Here is a 21,206-nt window from a genome sequence, read left to right on the forward strand (position 1 = left end):
GCCTGCGGTTCTATTTAAAAAAAGAATCGCTCTAAACCAACGAAAACTCAGACGTTAAATATCAACCAGCGCGGACGCGGCCTAGGCCTTCGACGGCGGGCTTGTAGTTTGGATCAAGTTGGGTGGCACGGGCGTAGGATTTCGAGGCGCGGGGTTTGTCGCCGCGGCGCTCGTAGATCAGCGCCTGATTGGCCCAGCTTTCGGCGATCTTGTCGTCGAGCTTGATGGCCATGTTGAAGTCGGCGAATGCGTTGTCTTCATCGTTTGTCGCGATGTAGGAGAGGCCGCGACCATTGTAAGGTGCGGCAGCATCGGGTGCCAGCGAGATGGCGGTCGAGAAGTCTTCGATCGCGAAGGCGTGCTGGCCCTGGCTTTGATAGATCAGGCCGCGATTATGGTAGGCGCGCGCATCGGTCGTATCGAGCTGGATCGCCTTCTGGAAGTCGGCGAATGCGTCCTGCGTGCGGCCAGCGCGACGATAGACGTCGCCGCGTCCGATGTAGGCGGCGTCATAGCTGCCATTGATCTGGATGGCGCGATTGTAGTCCGCCAGGGCGTTCTGGTTGTCGCCCATATAGCGGCGGATCAGCGCGCGGTTGGCATAGGCCTGATAGAAGTCAGGCTTGAGCTGGATTGCCGTGTCGAAATCCTTCAGCGCCTCGCGATATTTGCCCGAACGGCCATAGGCGGAACCACGAACATTGTAGGATTCGGGATCGTTCTGGTTGCGCTGAATAACGGAGCTGAGCGACGAGATATTCTCGCTAGAGCCTTGCGCCGCATCGATGGAGGCAAGGTCGCTTACGGGCGAGGCGCTCTGGCAGGCTGAGAGGCCGAGGGCCGCCGCCAGCGCTAGAAATGCAACGCCGCTGCGTCGCGAGGGCCGGTTTTCGAAAACGGATATTTGCATCGATGCTCTTCCCCTCACGCTACCGGGAGTTGGAGACAGTCGCCAACTCACCGCTTGCGGAAACGCGGCTCAATAAAAAAGGTGGCGGCGACAGTTTGTCGCCCCACCCCTGATATCCTTCGAAAAGGACGAAAACTTGACGCTATCAACGAGCCGGACGAGCGGCAACTGCCGGACGCGGCGTGCTTGGCAGCAGGCCTTCGCGCTGTGCGCGCTTGCGGGCAAGCTTGCGGGCGCGGCGAACAGCTTCAGCCTTTTCACGGGCGCGCTTTTCGGACGGCTTTTCATAGTGGCCGCGCATCTTCATTTCGCGGAAGATACCTTCGCGCTGCATCTTTTTCTTGAGCGCGCGAAGCGCCTGATCAACATTGTTATCGCGGACGAGTACCTGCACGGGCAATCCTGTCTTTATGGTTCAAATCAAAAAGCGGAGCGAATGGCTCTTGCTTCCGCAGCGGCTTGGCACCGCGAATTGCGGGCCTGATAGCAGAATCAGGATGATATGTCGAGGGGTGACTCGCGAGAACTGTGCAAGTCTTGCCCGACAATCTCCATAAATGCTGATTGAGGCGCTTTTGCAACGCGACCTGCCAAAGACGAATCGGTTGCTGGCGCAAAACGGCAATGGCCGTCGCAAACAGCGCAAAGCTGGCCCCGGCTTTTCGCTAGTGATACAGCTCTGCCTCTGAAAAGAGACGACCCAGACTCGACCCCAGACTCGACATTGCGAGGCTTTGCCCATGCGGAAATATTCGGTTTTTGCGATAGCGCGCGAGGCGATGCGCGGCCACAAGGGGTGGCCCGAGCAGTGGCCTTCGCCCGAACCGCGCGCTGAGTATGATGTGATCATCATCGGCGCAGGCGGCCATGGGCTGGCGACGGCCTATTATCTCGCCAAGGTTCACGGCATCACCAATGTCGCGGTGCTCGAAAAAGGCTGGCTCGGCGGTGGAAATACTGGCCGAAACACGACCATCATCCGCTCGAACTACCTCTATGACGAGAGCGCGGGGATTTACGATCACGCTGTGAAGCTCTGGGACGGCTTGAGCCAGGATTTGAACTACAACGTCATGTATTCGGCGCGCGGCGTCATGATGCTGGCGCACAACATTCACGACACGCAGGTTTTCAAACGGCACATCCATGCGAACCGGCTGAACGGCATCGACAATGAATGGCTGACGCCTGAACAGGCGAAGGAATTCTGCCCGCCGCTCAATATCTCGCAAGATGCGCGCTATCCGGTCGTTGGAGCCGCCCTTCAGCGCCGTGGCGGCACGGCGCGTCATGATGCGGTGGCATGGGGTTATGCGCGGGCAGCATCCGACCGGGGCGTCCATATCATTGAAAATTGTGAAGTCACCGGCATTCGCCGCTCGGCCAATGGTCATGTGACGGGCGTCGACACGTCGCGCGGCTTCATCGGTGCGAAGAAGGTCGGCGTGGTCGCGGCAGGGCATACGTCGGTGCTGATGAACATGGCAGGCGTACGCATGCCGCTCGAATCCTATCCGCTTCAGGCGCTGGTTTCCGAGCCGGTCAAGCCGGTGTTCCCATGCGTGGTCATGTCGAACACGGTGCATGCCTATATCTCGCAGTCGGACAAGGGCGAGCTGGTCATCGGTGCAGGCACCGACCAGTATATTTCCTATTCGCAGACCGGCGGATTGCACATTCTCAATCACACGCTCGACGCGATTTGCGAAATGTTCCCGATGTTCACGCGCATGAAGATGCTGCGAAGCTGGGGCGGCATCGTCGATGTCACACCGGACCGTTCGCCGATTCTCGCCAAGACGCCGGTGCCGGGCCTTTACGTGAATTGCGGTTGGGGAACGGGCGGCTTCAAGGCGACGCCGGGCTCCGGCCATGTCTTCGCGCACACCATCGCCAACGACAATCCGCATCCGATCAACGCGCCTTTCACCATCGAGCGGTTCCGTACGGGCCGCCTGATCGATGAGGCTGCGGCAGCGGCGGTTGCGCATTGATGATGGCTGCCGCCCTTGCGGTCATGGCGCCGCTCGTTCTCGCAGGGGAAAAGGATTTGCTCCATTTCCCTGAAGCAGAGGATGTGCGTCTCCAGAAAATCAGCCGCGTAGGCAGCGAGCAGGAATGGCCATTCTCGGTCGAGGAAGGCTATCTCGCCTGCGTCTGGAGCAATGGCGACAAGTTCGTCATGTTCATCGAGAGCAACGACAAGGCCGGCGACGATTTCGAGCCTCGACAGGTCTTCGTCTCGGTCAATCCATTGGAAGTGACGTTGATGAATATTGCCAGCCGCGATCTTCTCAAGCCGACCGACACGGTGGAAGCGCTCATCCGTCGAATGGGGCCGTTCTCGGTGCTCGGGCGACGTCTTTGCGACCAGCCGCCGGGCGCATCCCTAGGCAACAGCGAATTATAGGTTTTATCATGCTGCTCATCCGTTGCCCTTATTGCGAAGAAGAACGCCCGGAACTCGAATTCCGAAATGCCGGAGAGGCGCATGTCGTGCGCTCCAGCAGCATCTCGGAGCAAAGCGACGAGGATTTCGAAGGCTTCTTCTTCATCCGGTCGAACCCGAAAGGGCTGATCTACGAACGCTGGCGGCACATTCATGGTTGCGGACGCTTCTTCAATGCGGCGCGCGACACTGTGACGGACAAGTTCCACGTCACCTACAAGGCAGGCGAGCCGAAGCCGGAGATCGTCGTGGCAGCCAATGACAGCGGGCCGGCGGCCTACGCAAATCGACCACCTGACCAGCTCAATGCAAAAAAGCCTGCGAAGCGCGCTGCTGTGAAGAAGGGAGACGCTTGATGGCCGCAACCTATCGTATTGCCGGGGCGGGGCGTCTTGCCGCCAGAACTGCGCGTTTCAGCTTCGATGGTCAGAGCTACAGTGGTGTCGAGGGCGACACGCTGGCTTCCGCCTTGCTGGCCAATGGCGTTCATCTCGTCGGGCGCTCATTCAAATATCACCGCCCGCGCGGCATTCTTTCGGCGGGTGCCGAAGAGCCGAACGCGCTGGTTTCAATCGAACGCGACGCGGCGCGTAAAACGCCGAATGTCCGCGCAACCGTGCAGGAGCTTTATGACGGGCTGACTGCGCAATCTCAGAACCGCTGGCCGTCGCTGGCCTTCGATGTCGGTGCGGTCAACGATATTGCGTCGCCCATGTTCTCGGCGGGATTCTACTACAAGACCTTCATGTGGCCGAAGAGCGCCTGGACGAAATTCTACGAGCCGAATATCCGCTCGGCGGCTGGACTTGGCGTAGCACCCGATAAGGCCGATCCAGACCATTATTCCTCGCGCTTCGCGCATTGCGACGTGCTGGTGCTCGGCGGCGGCGCTTCCGGTATTGCTGCCGCCTTGGCTGCCGCTGAAAGCGGTGCGCGGGTCATAATCTGCGACGAGCAGGCCGATTTCGGCGGCGCGCTGAAATTTGAAAGCGGCGCGACGATCGATGGCTCGGATGGCTGGAGCTGGGCGCATTCGACCATCGCGAAATTGTCTGCGATGGACAATGTGCGCGTGCTGCCGCGCACGACGGCCTTCGGCTATTACGCGCAGAATTTCGTCGGGCTGGTCGAACGCGTCAGCGAGCATTTGCCTAACCCCGGCGCGGAATTGCCGCGCGAGCGGCTTTGGCAGGTTCGCGCCAAGCGCGTCATCATCGCAACCGGGGCCATCGAGCGCCACATGGTGTTTGCCGACAATGACCGCCCCGGCGTCATGCTGGCCTCGGCAGCGCGTGCCTATCTCAATCATTATGGCGTCGCAGTTGGTCGCAATGTCGGTGTTTTCACAGCGAACGATTCCGCCTATTCGGCTGCAATCGATCTGAAAAAGGCAGGCGTGAATATCGCGGCAATCGTCGATCTTCGCGACAATCCGACCGGACCCGCAATCGACGAAGCGCGCGCTCTCGGCATTGAAATCAATGAAGGGCGCGGCGTCGTTGCCGTCGGCGGAAAGCTTCGCGTTTCATCGATGACGATCCAGTCGAAAAATGGTGGTGCTACGCGGACGATCCCCATCGATGCGCTGCTGATGTCGGCTGGGTGGACGCCGTCTGTCCACCTCTTTTCTCAGTCGCGCGGCAAGGTCGCTTTCAACCACGACACGAAGCGTTTCGTGCCGGGGATATATGCGCAGGATTGCGTCTCGGTCGGCGCGTGCAATGGCACGGACGGACTGACGCAGAGCATCGCCGAGGCGCTTACGGCAGGCGAAAAAGCTGCCAAAGACGCCGGTGCAAAGAGCAAATCCATCAAGCTCGCCGCGGAAACGACTGAAAACTGGTCGCGCGGCATGCTTGGGACCGGACCGGGGGCGGGGCCAGACACGACAGTCAAGGCATTCGTCGATTTCCAGAACGATGTTACCGCCAAGGACATCAGGCTGGCCGTGCGCGAAGGCATGCGCTCCATCGAGCACGTCAAGCGTTTTACGACCAATGGCATGGCGACCGATCAGGGCAAGACGTCCAACATGCACGGGCTGGCGATTGCCGCCGAAACGCTGGGCAAGGAAATTCCCGAAGTCGGGCTGACGACGTTCCGCGCGCCCTATACGCCGGTGACGTTCGGCGCGATCGTCAACCATTCGCGCGGCGGGCTGTTCGACCCGACGCGCAAGACGGCGATCCACCCCTGGGCCGAGCGCCAGGGTGCTAAATTCGAAGATGTCGGGCAGTGGAAGCGCGCCTGGTATTTCCCGAAGGCTGGCGAAGACTTGCATGCCGCCGTCGACCGCGAATGCGCGACTGTGCGCAAGACGGCAGGTCTGTTCGACGCTTCGACGCTGGGCAAGATCGAAGTGGTTGGCCCGGACGCTGCGAAGTTCATGGAGCTTCTCTACACGAACCCGTGGGAAAAGCTGGAACCCGGCCGTTGCCGCTATGGCATCATGCTGCGCGAGGACGGTTTCATCTATGATGACGGCGTCGTCGGCAGGCTGGCCGCTGACCGCTTTCATGTGACGACGACGACCGGCGGTGCCGCGCGTGTCATGAACCACATGGAAGACTATCTGCAGACCGAGTTTCCGCATCTCAATGTCTGGTTGACCTCGATTTCCGAACAATGGGCGGTGATTGCGGTGCAGGGGCCGAAGTCGCGCGAGATCATCGAGGGGCTGGTCGAAGGCATCGATATGTCCGATGCGGCCATGCCGCATATGTCGGTGCGCGAAGGCAAGATTTGCGGCGTGCCGACGCGGCTTTTCCGGATGTCGTTTACCGGCGAGCGTGGTTTCGAAGTGAACGTTCCGGCTGACTACGGACAGGCCGTGTGGGAAGCGCTTTGGGCCGAAGGGCAAAAGCATGGCGCTTGTGCCTATGGCACAGAGGCCATGCACGTTTTGCGCGCCGAAAAGGGCTACATCATCGTCGGTCAGGAAACGGACGGCACGGTGACGCCGAACGATGCGGGGCTTGACTGGGCTATCGGCAAGAAGAAGACGGATTTCGTCGGCATTCGCGGATTGACGCGGCCCGATCTGCTCGCAAAAGGACGCAAGCAGCTTGTTGGTCTGAGGACCAAGGACTCGAAAATCGTTCTGGAAGAGGGCGCGCAGATCGTGGCCGACCCCAAGCAGGCAATTCCGATGACGATGATCGGGCATGTCACATCCAGCTACTGGTCGGAAAATTGCGGGCATTCCATCGCGCTGGCCGTGCTGATCGACGGTCGGGAGCGAATGGGCGAAACGCTTTACGTTCCGATGCCTGATAGCGTCATTGAAGTGGAAGTGACAGGAACGGTGTTCTTCGACGAAAAGGGAGAGCGGTTGAATGGCTAAAACTGCTGCAAGAATAATTGCGCTCGCTGGACGCGATGTTTCTCATCTGGCGGCCAAGCTGACGGTTCTGCCGCCAGCCGAGCGCATTTCGCTGCGCGCGCCCGCTGCATCGCTTGCCGCGCTGTCGAAGGCGCTGGGCGTGACCTTGCCGAAAGCGGCCAAGACCTCGGCTACGAAAGGCGCGCGCACGGCACTTTGGCTCGGGCCGGATGAGTGGCTGGTGATCGATGATGCTGGCAAGGACCCGCTTGCCGATTGCGCATCCGTCAAGGCGCTACATTCGGCAGTGGGCGTTTCGCATCGCAACGTCGCAATCTCCGTAACCGGCAAAGGGGCGGCAAATGTCATCAATGCGGGTTGCCCGCAGGATCTGTCGCTCAGCGTTTTTCCGGTCGGCGCGTGCTCGCGCACAATCCTCGGCAAATCGGAAATCGTTCTGTTGCGAACGGGAGAAGACAGTTTCAGGGTTGAATGCTGGCGGTCTTTTTCGGATTACGTGTTCGAATTTCTCGCAGAGGCGGGCCGGGACGCTGCGGCCTGATTGCTAAGAACCCGTTTGCAAATTCTACCCTGCCGGACATCTAGCGCAGTTTTCTGCGCTTCCGGTGCTCACGTACCAAATGTACGCTCCGCTCGTCGCAAGGGCGACCCCGAAAACCACGCTATATGACTCGGCAGGGCGAATTATCAAAGGGCTCTTATGACTTCGCTGACGACGATCGGCTTCGACGCAGATGATACGCTCTGGCAGAACGAGCAGTTCTTCCGGTTGACCGAAAAGCGGTTTGCCGCGCTTCTTGCCGACCATGCCGAACAGCCGGTGATTTTGGAAAAGCTGCTCGAAGCAGAGCGGAAGAACCTTGCGATCTACGGTTTCGGGATCAAGGGCTTTACGCTCTCAATGATCGAGACGGCGCTGGAGATCACCAATGGCAATGTGCCTTCTTCGGTGATTGCCGAGATAGTCGCGGCAGGGCGCGAAATGCTGGCGCATCCGATCGAGACGTTGCCGCATGTGCAGGAAACGCTGGAAGCGCTTGCCGGAAAATATCGGCTGGTGCTCATTACGAAGGGCGATCTGTTCGATCAGGAGCGCAAGCTGGCGCAGTCAGGCCTTGGTGATTTCTTCGAGGCGGTGGAGATCGTCAGCGGCAAGGATCGCGAAACCTATCGGCGTATTTTCGAGCGGCATGGCGATGGGCCGGAGAAAAGCATGATGATCGGCAATTCGCTGAAATCCGATGTCGTGCCGGTCATTGAGGCGGGCGGTTGGGGCATCTATGTGCCGCATGATCTGACATGGGTTCTGGAGCATGTCGAAGCGCCGGTGCAGGCGCCGCGCTTTCGCCAGATCGAGCATCTGGGGCATCTGGCGAAAGTGCTGGACGAAATCAGGTAGCTCCGGAAGGGATCGTTTCCGGATCGATCTTGGTCAGCGTCAGCCAGCGTGCTGTCAGCGCCGGTTTCTTCGAATCTTCGATTTCGATGGTCACGTCATGGGCGGCCTGCACCCAGCCGGACGGGCGAACCTTGACTTCGGCAAGCACGAAACGCGTGCGGATGCGCGATCCCGTTTTGACGGGCGCGACGAATTTCAAATTCTCAAAGCCCTGATTGATGCCGATGTCGCCGGTTTCCAGCGGCGGGATCGTCTCATAGGTCATGGCGGACAGCAGCGACAAAGTCAGGAAGCCATGCGCGATCGTGCCGCCGAAAGGCGTTTCGCTCGCAGCGCGCTCAGGATCGCAATGGATGAACTGGTGATCGTCGGTCGCATCCGCGAACTGATCGATCATCTGCTGCGTAACCGTCCGCCAGGGCGAGACACCCGCTTCTTTGCCTACGCCGGTGAGCAATTGTTCAACCGTGATAGGCTTTAGGCGCATCGCTTCATTCGGCATCGGTGCGTCATTCCCTGAACTGAGATGGATAACACGCGAAGGTCACTCCGCGCGCCGCACTGATACCGTTTCAGGCCAGCAATGTCATCCCGATATCGACACTCTACTCGGCCGGTTCGACATTGTTATAGGCGGCTTCCTCGAGTTCGCGCTTCAGGCGCGCCTCTTCTTCGACCTTCGGCGTGACGAAACGGCCAAGCAGAAGATAGGCGACGGGTGTGAGGAACAGGGTGGAAACCGTTGCCAGACCAAGACCGCCGACGATGACCCAGCCAAGCGCGATACGGGCTTCCGCACCGGCACCTACCGCAAGCACCAGCGGCAGGCCGCCGAGAATCGTGCAGATCATGGTCATCATGACCGGGCGAAGGCGGATGTTCGACGCCTCTTCGATCGACTCACGAACGCCCATGCCCCGGTCGCGAAGCTGGTTCGCAAATTCCACGATAAGAATGCCGTTCTTGGCCATGACGCCGACAAGCAGCACCAGCCCGATCTGACTGTAGGCATTGAGCGTCGTGCCGGTGAACAGCATGGCGAACACCGCGCAGGCGAGACCCAAAGGCACGGTCGCCATGATGATGATCGCGCTGACGAAGCTTTCGAACTGCGCGGCCAGAACCAGCAGGATGATGATGATCGCAAAGCCGAACACCAGCACGATGCCGCTGGATTGTTCGCCAAGCGTGGCGGCTTCGGCCAGCGGAATGATGCGCGATCCGGCGGGCAGTAGCGGCGCTGCAATCTGCTCGGCAGTCGTCAGTGCCTCGCCGAGCGTGAAGTCGTCGCGAAGGTTCGAGGTGATCGAGACGGAGCGCAATTGCCGCTCGCGGGTCAGCGACGGCGGAACCGCTCGCTCGGTCAAAGTCGCGATGCTGGAAACCGGCACGTAGCGGCCATCCTGGGTTTTCAGGAAAATGCTCTCCAGATCGGTCGGATCGTTGATCGGGTTGGTCGTGGAAACGAGCTTCACCGGATAGCTGCGATCGTCGATGAAGACTTCCGCGACTTCGCGTCCGTCGAGCATGGCCTGAATGGCTTCGGCGAGGCCGGTTATATCGACGCCCATATCCGAGGCGCGGTCGCGGTTTATCTCGACGAAGAGCTGCGGCTGCGTTGCATCGTTGGAAAGGCGAGGCTGGCGGAAACGCGGGTCTTTTTCCAGTTCAGCCACGATCTGGTTCGCAGCAGCGCCAAGCTCCGCATAATTGTTGCCGACGACAGCAAATTGCAGGCCGTTGCCCGCGCCGCGAATGCCGAGGCTGTTCGGCTGAATTGCAAAGGCGCGGATGCCGGGAATGTTCTGCTCGATGAGGGTGCTGATCTCGCCGGAGATCTGCTGCTGCGTACGGTCGCGCTCGCCCCATGGCGCCAGCGTCATGACCAGAAAACCGCTGTTGGTGGAGCCGCCGGTGCCGACATTGGCGAATGTGCTCTGGATTTCTCCTGCATCGCGGAAAGGCTGGATCAAAGATTCGATGCGTTGGATTTGCGAGGTCGTGTAATCAAGGCTGACACCTTGCGGCGCATTGATGCGGAACAGCACGACGGAACGATCTTCGGTCGGTGTGATTTCCTGCCGGATCAGGCCGAAGGCTGCGAAAGCGGCGGCGGCGAATAGTGCGGAAACCAGCAGAACAATGAACGGAGCGTCGAGGCAGCGGCTGAGGCTGCGGCGATAAAACTGGCCGAGACGCTGGCCGACACTGGCAGCAAGGCCGGTGCGCTTTTGCTCGCCTTGGGGGGCTGCGCGAAGCATACGGGACGCAAGCATCGGGCAAAGCGACAGAGCGACGACTGAAGAAAGCAGAACCGCCATTGCCAGCACGAAGCCGAACTCGCGAAACAGGCCGCCGGTCTGGCCGGGCAGGAAGGAGAGGGGGACGAACACTGCGGCAAGCGTGGCAGTTGTCGCGACGACGGCGAAGAACACTTCCTGCGTGCCGAGAACGGCAGCAGCGCGAGGCCCCATGCCTTCATTACGGCGGCGGACGATGTTTTCCAGAACGACGATGGCGTCATCGACCACCAGACCTGTCGCCAGAACGAGCGCGAGCAGCGTCAGGATGTTGATCGAAAAACCGGCCAGATAGATCGCGGCGAGGGTGCCGATGAGCGCCACGGGCATGGCAAGGCCAGGAATGAGCGTCGCGCGCCAATCCAGAAGGAAGAGATAGATGACGAGCAGGACGATCGACACGGACAGGCCAAGCGCGATTTCCACCTCATGGATGGCGCCTTGAACGAAGGTGGCGTCGTCGCTCGTTACCTTGATCGTCATGCCTTCGGGAAGTGTCGCCTGGATCTGCTCAGCGGCGGCACGAACGCCGGTCGAAATATCGAGCGTGTTCGACTGCGCCTGCCGGATGATGCCCAGGCCGACGCCGATCTTGCCATCGGATCGCAGCGAAGACTGATTGATGTCGCCACCCAGAGTGACCGACGCGACATCGCGCAATCTTGTTCTTCCGGAAACGACGATATTCTCGAAATCGGCGGGTGTGGTGACGGGTGCTGTGGTGCGCACCACAAGATCCTGGTTCGACGTCGTCAGCGAACCTGACGGCGTGTCGAGCGCGACGGATGCCAGAGCGTTTCGCACATCGGCGACGGTCAACCCAAGGCTGGCCAGCTTGTTCTGGTCGATATCGACGCGGAAAATCTTCTCGCGGTCGCCATAGACCTGAACGTCGGCGACGCCCTCGACGGCTGAAAGCGTGTCTATGACCTGATCCTCGATGAGGATGGTCATGTCTTCGACATTCATGTTTGGCGCGGTTATGGCGAGACGCAATACGGCGTCCGCGTTAGCGTCCGCCTTGACTATACGCGGTGCATCGGCGTCGTCGGGCAGATTGTTCTGCACGCGGCTGACGGCATCGCGCATATCGGAAGCGGCAACGTCGAGATTGACGCCGTCGTTGAACTCGACGGTGACGCGGCTGCGGCCATAGGACGAACTGGATGAAATGGATTTGACGCCGGAAACGCGCGAAACCGCGCCTTCCAGAATGGCCGTCAATTCGCGGTCGATCGTTTCGGCGGCAGCACCCGTATAATCGGCTGTGATGGTGACGACAGGGCGATCGACATCGGGCAGTTCGCGGATCTCGATGCCGAAGAAGGCGGCGAGGCCCGCGACCGCGATCAGGACATTGAGGACGAAGGCGAGGACGGGGCGGCGTACGAAAAGAGCCGTTATGCCATGTTCATTGGAGCCGTTGTGAACCTCTGCCATGCTCAGCCACCGCTGGATGCGATGGGAGCTGCACCATTGGATGCCGATGGCTCACGGTTTGCGATGAGCATTTCCGCGCCTTCGCGAACAGCGTGAATGCCTTCCGTCACGACCTGATCGCCATTGCTGAGTTCGCCCGCCAGCAGGACGCTTTCGGTATTCCGCTGGACGATGCGCACCGGCATGCGCTTGGCTTTGCCATCGCGGATCATCCAGACGAATGCGCCATCCGTGCTCCATTGGATCGCCAGAGGGTCGACCGATGGGTATTTGTCGCCGGGAAATTTCATCGAAACCTGAAACGACATGCCTGCGCGAAGCCTGTCGCCGGTGTTGGGAATGCGCGCCTGGACACGAAGCGTGCGGCTCTGGTCGTCCAGACGGTTGTCGACAGCACTTACCGTGCCTTCGAACACTTCGCCGGGGTTGGAAATGGGCGAGGCCGTCAAGGGCGCGCCGACACGCATCATGCCGACGAAACGCTCCGGCACCCAGAAGTCTACGACGATGAGCGAGCGGTCTTCGATCGTGGCGATTGCGGTCTGGCTGGTGACGTAATTGCCGGCTTCGACAGGCAGGATGCCGACGATGCCTGAGATCGGCGAGACGATGTTGCGGCGCTGCAAGGTCAGCTCCGCATCGCGAAGTGCAAGCTGGGTGTTGCTGAGTACGATTTCCGCATCGGCAAGCTGCACGCCGCTTGCGGTATTCGACGTGCGCAACGCTCTCGTACGCTCGAGTTTCGCGGTCGCGTCGGCCAGCGCAAGTTTTGCGCGGTCTAGGGAGATTTCCTCCGTCTCGGAATCCAGCTTGCCGAGCAGGTCGCCCTGTTCGATGCTCTCGCCCGGCTGAACCGAAATTTCGGTGAGACGGCCCGAAACATATGGGTTCACGATAACCGATTTCTCGGCCTTGCCTGTGCCGATCGCCGAGAGGCTGTCATTGATGGTCGCGATTGAAACGTCCGAGGTTACGACCGGCGTTCTGCTTGCAGCGCGCGCTGCCTGCTGTTGTTCGCCATCGGTTTGCGCCGTCGCAGTGAAGCCGGGCACGCCGAGACGTGCCAGTGTGTCCTTGGAACTGGGGACAAAAAACACCAAGGCCGCAAAGGCGACTACCAATATGACGAGTGAGAAGACGATTTGCTTCCAGGCGGCCATCTATACTCCGTTTGGTGGCTCGGACCCAGGGCCCGTCGTTGCTGTCGTTTCCAAAAATCGGGAACAAGCACGTCCCCGGCACAACGCACCGGAAATCATTGCGCGCATTATATGCCAAGGATAGATGAATCGCGCACCTTAAATATCGGTAATATAGGGCAAGCGCTCAGCGCAGGCTTTCCATGTCGCGTATTCTACCGGCGCTCACTGCTTCCAGTTCGCGGGTCATTTCGCCGATTATCGCCTCGGCCATGACGAACAAGGCGGCGGACGAATCCCAGGCGGAGGGAACCGCGGTGCGGCCCGCAATCACATGCCTGGCAAAGCGAGCGATGGGCGAAAGCCACTGATCGGTGACGAGAACGATCTGCACGCCGCGCGCATGCGCTTTTTCAGCAAGGCCAAGCAGGCTGTCCTGATAACGCCTGATGTCGAAAATCACGAGCGTATCTTTCTTGCCCATGTCGATCAGCCGATCACGCCACAGGCTCTCCTGTCCGGTAAGATGAAAGACGTTCGGGCGGATGATTGCCATATGCGCGGCCATGTAACTTGCCAGCGGATCGGTGAAACGCCCGCCGATGAGGAAGATTTTGGAGCGGTGGTTCGACAATTGCGCGACGATGTCGCTCATCTGCCTGGGGCTCAGATGGCTGACCGTCTCGCGGATATTGTCGAGGGTCGCTTCCAGAATGGGCGTGGCTTCGCCGGTTCTGGATGAGGCGCGGTTGAGCGGCGATTGCAATTGTGCTGCGAGCTCGTCCTGCAACGCAGATTGAAATTCCGGATAATTGTGAAAACCGAGCCGGGCGACGAAGCGCAGAATGGTCGGTGAGCTGACGCCCGCCTGCGCAGAAAAATCGGCGACGGTCTTCAATCCGATAAGCGGATAATTAGCCACGAGGGTCTGTGCGGCGCGCCTTTCGCCAGCGGGCATCGTGTCGATTTTCTCTACGATAAGCTCGGCGATGCTGGCCGCCATCTTCAACCCTCCCGGTATTCGGTCTGTTGTCGAATTGTTGTTGAGAAACGTGTTTGACAAACCGGAGCAAACTGTATGAAATCATCCATAGAGGCGCAATGAAACAAAATACGTAATATACGATACAGCGCCCGGGGACATTGCTAGAATGCAGAATGGGCGGTCTGCCAGTGACGACGCGTGGAATCCCGTACGGTTTACGAACCGCAGCGGACGTTCGCCATTCATCCTGATCTGCGATCACGCCTCCAATCATATTCCAGAACAATACGGCACTCTCGGACTCGATAAGAACGAACTGACGCGGCACATTGCGTGGGACCCCGGCGCGCTGCCGGTGGCGCGGCGCATGGCCGAAATTCTCGATGCCGTTCTGGTCGAATCCTGCGTTTCGCGTCTCATTGTCGATTGCAACCGGCCGCTGGATGCGCCCGATCTGTTTCCGCCGTTGAGCGAGACGACGATCATTCCCGGCAATCAGGATCTGACGGACGAGGAACGCGAAGAACGACTCGATCTTTCGTGGCGGCCTTTCCGTGATGCGGTTGACGAGATCGTCGAAGATCGCCTGGCACGCGGAGATATGCCGCTTCTCGTTTCCATTCATTCCTTCACGCCGGTCTATCGCGGTGTCGATCGTCCATGGGAAATCGGAATCATCACCGACGAGGATATGCGGTTGGCCGGGCCGATGGTTGCAGCGCTCAAGGCAGCCGGTGATCTGACGGTAGGGCTCAATGAGCCTTATTCGCCCGTCGACCGGGTTTATTTCACGCTTGAGCGGCATGGGCGCTCGCGCGGTCTGGCCTGCGCGATGATCGAAATCCGCAACGACGAAATCACAAGTGAAGATACGCAGACGAAGTGGGGCGATCTGCTGGCGGGAATTCTGGCGCGACTGGAAGGCGTCGCCGGGGCGTCTGAACAGGACAAGAAAACCGCCTGACAGGGCGTCAGTACAAACAGAAAAAACAATTGGAATGGGCAATTGCTTGAAGCTGTAAAACTCTATGTCCGATATGTCGACGCCTTGAACAAGGCGGTCGGCCGGTTCGCGATGTATCTGATCTTTCCGCTGGCGGGCATCCTGCTCTACGCCACAGCGTCGCGGGCGATTTTCGGCATACCGGTCAACTGGGTGCTGGAAATGTCCCAGTTCATCCTCTCCGCCTATTATCTGCTGGGCGGGGCCTATTCGATGCAGCTTGGCGCGCATGTGCGCATGGATCTGTTCTATGAGCGCCTGTCGGCGCGCCGCCGCGCGGTGACGGACGTCATCACCATCCTCTTCGTCATCTTCTATCTGGTCGTTCTGTTCGGCGGCGGGCTTTCGAGTACCCAATACGCCGTCGAATACAGCCAGAAAAACTACACGTCCTGGGGGCCGGTGCTCTGGCCGATCAAGTCGATCATGACGTTCGGCATCTTCCTGCTGCTGCTGCAATGCATTTCGAGCCTGTTCAAGGACATCGCCATCGCGCGCGGGAAGCCTATCGCATGAGTTCCGAACTGATCACACTTTTCATGTTCAGCACGATGATGGTGCTGTTGTTCACCGGGCAGCGCGTGTTCGGCGTCATCGGTTTCGTGGGTACGATCGCCGCGCTTTGGCTTTGGGGTAATGGCGGGTCGGAAATGCCGTTCAATGCCGTATTTCAGGTGCTGAACTGGTATCCGCTCATCACCGTGCCGTTCTTCGTCTTCATGGGCTACATGCTTTCCGAATCCGGCATTGCGGGCAATCTCTACCGCATGTTCCATGTCTGGTTCGGCGGCGTGCGCGGAGGGCTGGCGCTCGGCACAATGGGCTTGATGGTTCTCATCTCCTGCATGAACGGGTTGAGCGTTGCGGGCATGGCCATCGGCGCGACGGTCGCGCTGCCGGAACTTCTGCGCCGCGGCTACGACAAGGTGATGGTGACCGGCGTCATTCAGGCGGGCAGCTCGCTCGGCATTCTCATTCCGCCCAGCGTCGTGCTCGTTCTCTACGCGATGATTGCGCGCCAGCCGGTGTTGCAGCTCTGGCTTGCCGGCATCGTTCCCGGTCTGATGATGGCGGCAATTTTCGCGCTCTACATCTACATTCGCTGCCGGTTGCAGCCGCATCTTGGACCGGCGCTGCCCGCCGAAGAACGCGCGCAGATTACGCGTGCGGAAAAGTTCGAAACGCTGCGCTCCGGCTTCCTGCCGCTTCTCATTTTCGGAACGATGATGGGCCTGTTCATGACGGGCGTTACCAGCCTCGTCGAAAGCTCGGCTGTCGGTGCGCTTCTTGCGACGCTGGCGGCATTGTTCACCGGCCGCCTGACCTGGAAGGTGCTGGAAGACACGACGCGCAACAGCCTGACCATCACATGCATGTTCATGTGGATCATTCTGGCGGCACTGTGCTTCAGCGCAGTCTATGACGGTTTGGGTGCAGTTCGTGCGGTCGAGAGCCTGCTCATCAACACATGGGATCTCGATCCCTGGACGATCCTGATCCTCATGCTTTTGTCGTTCGTCGTCATGGGCATGTTTCTCGACGATACGGCAATGCTGGTGATCGTCGCGCCGCTCTACATCCCGCTGGTGATCGGCCTTGGCTTCAACGCCATCTGGTTCGGCATTCTCTACACGATCACCTGTCAGATCGCGTATATCACGCCGCCCTTCGGCTATAATCTGTTCCTCATGCGGGCGATGGCGCCGCCGGAAATCACGCTGGTCGATATCTACCGCTCGATCGTGCCGTTCTTCCTGCTGATGGTCCTGTCGATGGTTCTCATCATGATCTTTCCGCAGATCGCGCTGTGGCTGCCCAACCTCTATTTTGGGCGCTGAACGATGAAAATAACCGCGCTTACAACAAGGAGATGTCGAACAAAACAGGCATGGCGCGGCGGAAAGGAAACATCCGGAACGAGGGTGAAGTTCAACTCAACTGTGAAATGGGAGATTTCTTAGATGACTGACAAAAACAAGCTGAACAAACGCGATTTCCTGCGAAAGGCAGGACTGGTAACGGCAGGTGCTGTTGGTGCGACCGGTTTGAGCGCGCCTTACGTGAAGGCGCAGGGACCGATCAAATGGCGTCTGCAGACCTATGCAGGACCATCGCTTGCCGAGCATGTGATCAAGCCATCCATCGATGCCTTCAACAAGGCGGCAAACGGCGAAATGGTCATCGAGCTTTACACGGCTGACCAGCTCGTGCCGCAGGGCGAGCTTTTCCGTGCGGTTCAGCGCGGAACGATCGATGCTGCGCAGAGCGATGACGATTCCATGGCGTCGCCCGTCGATGTTGCCGTCTTCGGTGCGTACTTCCCGTTCGCCTCGCGTTACGGCCTCGATGTGCCGGTGCTCTGGAACTGGTACGGCCTGAAGGAAATCTGGGAAGAAGCCTATGGCGAAGTGCCGGGTGTAACGTGGCTCAGCGCAGGCGCGTGGGACCCTTGCAATTTCGCGACGACTAAGCCGATCCGCAGCCTGGAGGATTTGAAGGGCCTGCGCGTCTTTACCTTCCCGACGGGCGGTCGCTTCCTTGAACGTTTCGGCGTGGTGCCGGTGACGCTTCCCTGGGAAGACATCGAAGTCGCGATCCAGACCGGCGAGCTGGACGGCGTTGCATGGTGCGGCGCGACCGAAACCTACACGGTCGGCTGGGCCGACATCACCAAATATTACCTCACCAACAACATCAATGGTGCGTGGGCGGGATCCTATTTCGCCAATACGGAAAAGTGGGAAGCGGTTCCCGACCACCTCAAGACGCTGTTCCAGATGTCCATGGACCAATCACATTACTACAGGCAGCACTGGTATTGGTGGGGCGAGGCGCATTATCGTACGACCGGCGGAAAGCTGGAACTGACAACCATTCCAGAAGCCGAATGGAAGCAGGTCGAGGACGAAGCGCTGAAGTTCTGGGACGAGATCGCAGCAAAGGGCGGAAGAAACGCCAAGGTGGTCGAAATCCTGAAAAAATACGCAGACACGATGCGCAAGGCGGGTGCACCTTACCGCTACACGTAAGCAGCTTTCTTAAACAAAGGTCCGGCCGCTTTCGGCCGGGCCATTCGCTTGTGAAACCTTGATGCGTCCAGAGGGCGCCGGAGAAAAAAATTGGCAGGAACACTATCTTTCGATGAGCTGAAAAGAGCCGTTGCAAATGGCGAAATCGACACGGTCCTCACATCCGCAGTGGATATGCAGGGACGCCTCATCGGCAAGAGATTTCTGGCTAAATATTTCGTCGAGTCCGCTTATGACGAGACGCATGGCTGCAACTATCTGCTGGCCAACGACATCGATATGGAGCTGGTGCCCGGTTACAAGGCGGCTAGCTGGACGAAGGGTTATGGCGACTTCGTCATGAAACCTGATCTCAGCACGATCCGCATCGTGCCATGGCTCGAAAAGACGGCATTGTTGCTTTGCGATCTGCAGGACCACCACACGCATGAAGACCTGCCGCATTCGCCGCGCGGTATTCTCAAGAAGCAGGTGGCACGGCTGAAAGAGCGCGGCTACCTCGCCTATTTCGCCTCCGAGCTGGAATTCTACCTGTTCAGCGAAACCTATGCGTCTGCCCGCGCCAAGCATTGGCAGAACCTCGAAACAGCATCGCCCTATATTGGCGATTATCTGATTGGCATCACCACCAAGGAAGAAGCCGTGATGCGCCGCCTGCGCAACGATATGGAAGCGGCGGGCATTCCGATCGAGAACTCCAAGGGCGAGTGGGGTCCGGGTCAGGAAGAAATCAATGTGCGCTATGCCGAAGTGCTTCAGATGGCAGACCGGCACGTCATTTTGAAGAATGGCGCGAAGGAAATCGCGGACGACATGGGCAAGGCCATCAGCTTCATGGCCAAGTACAATTACGACCTCGCCGGAAATTCCAGCCACATCCACAATTCGCTGTGGAGCGAGGACGGCAAGACGCCGCTGTTCTACGACAAGAACGCCAATTGGACGCTTTCGACGCTTGGCCAGCAATGGGCGGCGGGGCAGTTGAAATATGCCAAGGAATATACGTGGTTTCTGGCGCCCTACATCAACTCCTACAAGCGCTTTCAGGCAGGCACATTCGCGCCGACCAAGATCATGTGGAGCGAGGACAACCGCACGGCGGGCTTCCGGCTTTGCGGCGAGGGCACCAAGGGCATCCGCATGGAATGCCGCATCGGCGGTGCCGATCTCAACCCGTATCTGGCGTTTGCGGCACTTATTGCATCGGGCCTTGCGGGCATCGACGAGAAGCTCGAATTGCAGAAGCCTTTCGTGGGTGACGCCTATCAGGCTTCGAGCCTGCCGGAAATTCCCAAGACCCTGCGTGATGCGACCGAGACGCTTACAAAATCGAAGATGCTGAAGGAAGCTTTCGGTGAGGATGTGGTCGAACATTACGTCCACACCGCACGCTGGGAACAGCTCGAATATGACCGCCGCATCACTGATTGGGAACTGCATCGCGGGTTTGAGCGGTATTGAGGTAAGGTTTTAGCAGGTCCGGCACGGCTGAATTCACCCCCCTCTGGCCTGCCGGCCATCTCCCCCTCAAGGGTGGAGATTATCTGTTTCGATGCCGCTTCCAATCTCCACCCTTGAGGGGGAGATGGCCGGCAGGCCAGAGGGGGGTGATTCATAGAGCGCGGCAAAGCAGGCGCGCTCATACATAGGATCAAAACCATGGCCGACACGGTCAAACTCATATCCCCCGTCGATGGCTCGGTATTCGCCGAGCGGTCTTTTGCGAGTGATCAGGCAGTCAACGCCGCGGTCGAACGCGCGAAGGCGGCGCAGGTGAGCTGGGCGCAGACATCGATTGCCGAGCGCGGCAAATATATGCTCGCTTTCCTGGAAGCGCTTGTTGCGATGACCGATGAGATCGTCCCGGAAATCGCCTGGCAGATGGGCCGTCCGGTTCGCTATGGCGGTGAGTTCGGCGGTGTGAAAGAACGCACGAACTACATGGTAGAGATCGCCGAACAGGCGCTGAAGCCGGTTCTTGCGTCCAACCCGAAGGATGGCTTTCGCCGCTATGTGAAGAAGGAACCGCTCGGCGTCGTGATGGTTATCGCGCCGTGGAACTATCCTTATCTGACGGCGGTGAACACGATCGTTCCCGCACTCATGGCCGGTTCGACGGTGATCCTGAAACATGCCGCGCAGACGCTTCTGGTCGGCGAGCGTTTTCAGCAGGCTTTCGACAAGATTGGCCTGCCTAAAAGCGTGTTCCAGAACATCGTTCTGAACCATGCGCAGACGGAAAAGCTGCTCGGATCGGGCAAGATCGATCATGTGAATTTCACTGGCTCGGTGGGCGGCGGCAAGGCTATCGAAAAAGCGGCAGCAGGCACGTTCATGACGCTTGGTCTCGAACTCGGCGGCAAAGACCCGGCCTATGTTCTGCCGGATGCGAAACTCGACCACGCGATTGAAAATCTGGTCGATGGCGCGTTCTACAATTCCGGCCAATGCTGCTGCGGCATCGAGCGCGTCTATGTGCATGAAAAGGTCTATGATGATTTCGTCGATGGCTTCATTTCACTGACCAAGAATTACGTCGTCGGCAATCCGCTGGAGCAGGCGACGACGATGGGGCCGATGGCTCAGGCGCGTTTCGCGGATGCAATCCGCGAGCAGAAGGCCGAAGCGTTGCGCAAGGGCGCGCAGGCGCATGTCAACATGAAGGTCGAGCAGGACAAGGCTGGCTCGCCCTATCTGGCGCCAGAAGTTCTGACCAATGTCGACCACCAGATGAGCGTGATGCGCGAGGAAAGTTTCGGGCCGATTGTCGGCATCATGAAGGTGCGCAACGATGAAGAAGCCGTGGCGCTGATGAACGACAGCCCTTACGGCCTGACCGCTTCCATCTGGACGAGCGACACGGAACATGCGGTTGCCATCGGCGACCAGATCGAAACGGGCACGGTATTCATGAACCGTTGCGATTATCTCGATCCGGCACTGGTCTGGACCGGCGTCAAGGACACCGGCAAGGGCGCTGGCCTGTCGCAGATCGGCTACGACAACCTCACCCGGCCAAAGAGCTACCATCTGCGCGAACAGATTTAGCCGCGGCAAAAACCCATGTCTTCGACCCTCACTCCGTCTCGCTACGCTCGACACCTCTCCCCCGATCGAAGGGGGAGAGGAAACATCGGCGGTGGCCTCGCACCCTTCCTCTCCCCCGGACAGGGGGAGAGGAGGACCGGCGAAGCCGGGACGGAGTGGGG

Annotated in this window: 18 protein-coding genes; 12 read left to right on the top strand and 6 right to left on the bottom strand. The window is 59.2% G+C overall.

Going from position 1 to position 21,206, the window contains the following annotated elements:
* Nucleotides 1-61: 61 nt before the first annotated feature.
* Nucleotides 62-910 carry a tetratricopeptide repeat protein gene (locus ABFT80_RS27670; protein WP_347975168.1) on the bottom strand — a complete coding sequence of 283 codons (849 nt, stop codon included), beginning with the start codon at nucleotides 908-910 and terminating at the stop codon, nucleotides 62-64.
* Nucleotides 911-1,055: 145 nt separating this feature from the next.
* Nucleotides 1,056-1,304: a 30S ribosomal protein S21 gene (gene rpsU / locus ABFT80_RS27675; RefSeq protein WP_347975169.1), complete on the bottom strand. Its 249-nt coding sequence runs from the start codon at nucleotides 1,302-1,304 to the stop codon at nucleotides 1,056-1,058.
* 346 nt (nucleotides 1,305-1,650) lie between these two features.
* On the opposite strand from rpsU, the gene ABFT80_RS27680 reads away from it, so the two are divergent.
* The 6 genes from ABFT80_RS27680 (at nucleotide 1,651) to ABFT80_RS27705 (ending at nucleotide 8,101) form a co-directional block, all read left to right on the top strand.
* The gene (locus tag ABFT80_RS27680) at nucleotides 1,651-2,904 is read left to right on the top strand and encodes a sarcosine oxidase subunit beta (RefSeq protein ID WP_347975170.1); all 1,254 of its coding nucleotides are present in this window, start codon (nucleotides 1,651-1,653) and stop codon (nucleotides 2,902-2,904) included.
* Nucleotides 2,904-3,320 (top strand): hypothetical protein, encoded by a 417-nt coding sequence (locus tag ABFT80_RS27685; protein WP_347975171.1) that lies wholly within the window; start codon nucleotides 2,904-2,906, stop codon nucleotides 3,318-3,320. Before ABFT80_RS27680 ends, ABFT80_RS27685 begins: the two co-directional genes overlap by 1 nt.
* 8 nt (nucleotides 3,321-3,328) lie before the next feature.
* Nucleotides 3,329-3,715: a sarcosine oxidase subunit delta gene (locus tag ABFT80_RS27690; protein ID WP_347975172.1), complete on the top strand. Its 387-nt coding sequence runs from the start codon at nucleotides 3,329-3,331 to the stop codon at nucleotides 3,713-3,715.
* Nucleotides 3,715-6,702: a sarcosine oxidase subunit alpha gene (locus ABFT80_RS27695; RefSeq protein ID WP_347975173.1), complete on the top strand. Its 2,988-nt coding sequence runs from the start codon at nucleotides 3,715-3,717 to the stop codon at nucleotides 6,700-6,702. Before ABFT80_RS27690 ends, ABFT80_RS27695 begins: the two co-directional genes overlap by 1 nt.
* A complete protein-coding gene (locus ABFT80_RS27700) occupies nucleotides 6,695-7,243 on the top strand; it encodes a sarcosine oxidase subunit gamma (protein WP_347975174.1) in 549 nt (182 codons plus the stop codon). Before ABFT80_RS27695 ends, ABFT80_RS27700 begins: the two co-directional genes overlap by 8 nt.
* 159 nt (nucleotides 7,244-7,402) lie before the next feature.
* On the top strand, nucleotides 7,403-8,101 hold the full coding sequence (locus ABFT80_RS27705) for an HAD family hydrolase (protein WP_347975175.1): 699 nt from the start codon (nucleotides 7,403-7,405) through the stop codon (nucleotides 8,099-8,101).
* Here the strand turns inward: ABFT80_RS27705 and ABFT80_RS27710 are convergent.
* The 4 genes from ABFT80_RS27710 to ABFT80_RS27725 form a co-directional block, all read right to left on the bottom strand.
* On the bottom strand, nucleotides 8,094-8,603 hold the full coding sequence (locus ABFT80_RS27710) for a MaoC family dehydratase (protein WP_455190021.1): 510 nt from the start codon (nucleotides 8,601-8,603) through the stop codon (nucleotides 8,094-8,096). The two genes, ABFT80_RS27705 and ABFT80_RS27710, sit on opposite strands and share 8 nt — an antisense overlap.
* Nucleotides 8,604-8,706: 103 nt before the next feature.
* Complete coding sequence (locus ABFT80_RS27715) at nucleotides 8,707-11,841, bottom strand: efflux RND transporter permease subunit (protein WP_347975176.1); 3,135 nt, start codon at nucleotides 11,839-11,841, stop codon at nucleotides 8,707-8,709.
* 2 nt (nucleotides 11,842-11,843) lie between these two features.
* Nucleotides 11,844-13,001: an efflux RND transporter periplasmic adaptor subunit gene (locus tag ABFT80_RS27720; RefSeq protein WP_347975177.1), complete on the bottom strand. Its 1,158-nt coding sequence runs from the start codon at nucleotides 12,999-13,001 to the stop codon at nucleotides 11,844-11,846.
* Between the two features lie 166 nt (nucleotides 13,002-13,167).
* Nucleotides 13,168-14,001 (bottom strand): MurR/RpiR family transcriptional regulator, encoded by an 834-nt coding sequence (locus ABFT80_RS27725; protein ID WP_455190022.1) that lies wholly within the window; start codon nucleotides 13,999-14,001, stop codon nucleotides 13,168-13,170.
* A 130-nt stretch (nucleotides 14,002-14,131) separates the two neighbouring features.
* On the opposite strand from ABFT80_RS27725, the gene ABFT80_RS27730 reads away from it, so the two are divergent.
* The 6 genes from ABFT80_RS27730 to ABFT80_RS27755 all read left to right on the top strand — a co-directional run bounded on the left by ABFT80_RS27730 (nucleotide 14,132) and on the right by ABFT80_RS27755 (nucleotide 21,045).
* Nucleotides 14,132-14,929, top strand: a complete 798-nt coding sequence (locus ABFT80_RS27730; protein ID WP_347975179.1) for an N-formylglutamate amidohydrolase — start codon at nucleotides 14,132-14,134, stop codon at nucleotides 14,927-14,929.
* Between the two features lie 111 nt (nucleotides 14,930-15,040).
* Nucleotides 15,041-15,484, top strand: coding sequence for a TRAP transporter small permease subunit (locus ABFT80_RS27735; protein WP_455190023.1), 444 nt, complete (start codon nucleotides 15,041-15,043; stop codon nucleotides 15,482-15,484).
* Nucleotides 15,481-16,806 (top strand): TRAP transporter large permease, encoded by a 1,326-nt coding sequence (locus ABFT80_RS27740; protein ID WP_347975181.1) that lies wholly within the window; start codon nucleotides 15,481-15,483, stop codon nucleotides 16,804-16,806. The genes ABFT80_RS27735 and ABFT80_RS27740 overlap by 4 nt, the downstream gene beginning before the upstream one ends.
* Nucleotides 16,807-16,929: 123 nt before the next feature.
* Entirely contained in the window at nucleotides 16,930-17,997 is a 1,068-nt protein-coding gene (locus ABFT80_RS27745; RefSeq protein ID WP_347975182.1) for a TRAP transporter substrate-binding protein, read from the top strand.
* A gap of 90 nt (nucleotides 17,998-18,087) precedes the next feature.
* Complete coding sequence (locus ABFT80_RS27750) at nucleotides 18,088-19,458, top strand: glutamine synthetase family protein (protein WP_347975183.1); 1,371 nt, start codon at nucleotides 18,088-18,090, stop codon at nucleotides 19,456-19,458.
* A 198-nt stretch (nucleotides 19,459-19,656) separates the two neighbouring features.
* Nucleotides 19,657-21,045, top strand: coding sequence for an aldehyde dehydrogenase family protein (locus tag ABFT80_RS27755; RefSeq protein WP_347975184.1), 1,389 nt, complete (start codon nucleotides 19,657-19,659; stop codon nucleotides 21,043-21,045).
* Nucleotides 21,046-21,206: the final 161 nt, after the last annotated feature.

The organism is Foliimonas ilicis (assembly GCF_039939195.1).
Taxonomy (GTDB): domain Bacteria; phylum Pseudomonadota; class Alphaproteobacteria; order Rhizobiales; family Rhizobiaceae; genus Foliimonas; species Foliimonas ilicis.

Bases quoted from the DNA above. Each gene is read 5' to 3' on its own strand.
- ABFT80_RS27670 (WP_347975168.1), bottom strand. From the start codon at position 910: ATGCAAATATCCGTTTTCGAAAACCGGCCCTCGCGACGCAGCGGCGTT.
- ABFT80_RS27710 (WP_455190021.1), bottom strand. From the start codon at position 8,603: ATGCCGAATGAAGCGATGCGCCTAAAGCCTATCACGGTTGAACAATTG.
- ABFT80_RS27700 (WP_347975174.1), top strand. From the start codon at position 6,695: ATGGCTAAAACTGCTGCAAGAATAATTGCGCTCGCTGGACGCGATGTT.
- ABFT80_RS27680 (WP_347975170.1), top strand. From the start codon at position 1,651: ATGCGGAAATATTCGGTTTTTGCGATAGCGCGCGAGGCGATGCGCGGC.
- ABFT80_RS27705 (WP_347975175.1), top strand. From the start codon at position 7,403: ATGACTTCGCTGACGACGATCGGCTTCGACGCAGATGATACGCTCTGG.
- ABFT80_RS27730 (WP_347975179.1), top strand. From the start codon at position 14,132: ATGCAGAATGGGCGGTCTGCCAGTGACGACGCGTGGAATCCCGTACGG.
- ABFT80_RS27715 (WP_347975176.1), bottom strand. From the start codon at position 11,841: ATGGCAGAGGTTCACAACGGCTCCAATGAACATGGCATAACGGCTCTT.
- ABFT80_RS27720 (WP_347975177.1), bottom strand. From the start codon at position 13,001: ATGGCCGCCTGGAAGCAAATCGTCTTCTCACTCGTCATATTGGTAGTC.
- ABFT80_RS27745 (WP_347975182.1), top strand. From the start codon at position 16,930: ATGACTGACAAAAACAAGCTGAACAAACGCGATTTCCTGCGAAAGGCA.
- ABFT80_RS27690 (WP_347975172.1), top strand. From the start codon at position 3,329: ATGCTGCTCATCCGTTGCCCTTATTGCGAAGAAGAACGCCCGGAACTC.
- ABFT80_RS27740 (WP_347975181.1), top strand. From the start codon at position 15,481: ATGAGTTCCGAACTGATCACACTTTTCATGTTCAGCACGATGATGGTG.
- ABFT80_RS27755 (WP_347975184.1), top strand. From the start codon at position 19,657: ATGGCCGACACGGTCAAACTCATATCCCCCGTCGATGGCTCGGTATTC.
- ABFT80_RS27695 (WP_347975173.1), top strand. From the start codon at position 3,715: ATGGCCGCAACCTATCGTATTGCCGGGGCGGGGCGTCTTGCCGCCAGA.
- ABFT80_RS27735 (WP_455190023.1), top strand. From the start codon at position 15,041: ATGTATCTGATCTTTCCGCTGGCGGGCATCCTGCTCTACGCCACAGCG.
- ABFT80_RS27685 (WP_347975171.1), top strand. From the start codon at position 2,904: ATGATGGCTGCCGCCCTTGCGGTCATGGCGCCGCTCGTTCTCGCAGGG.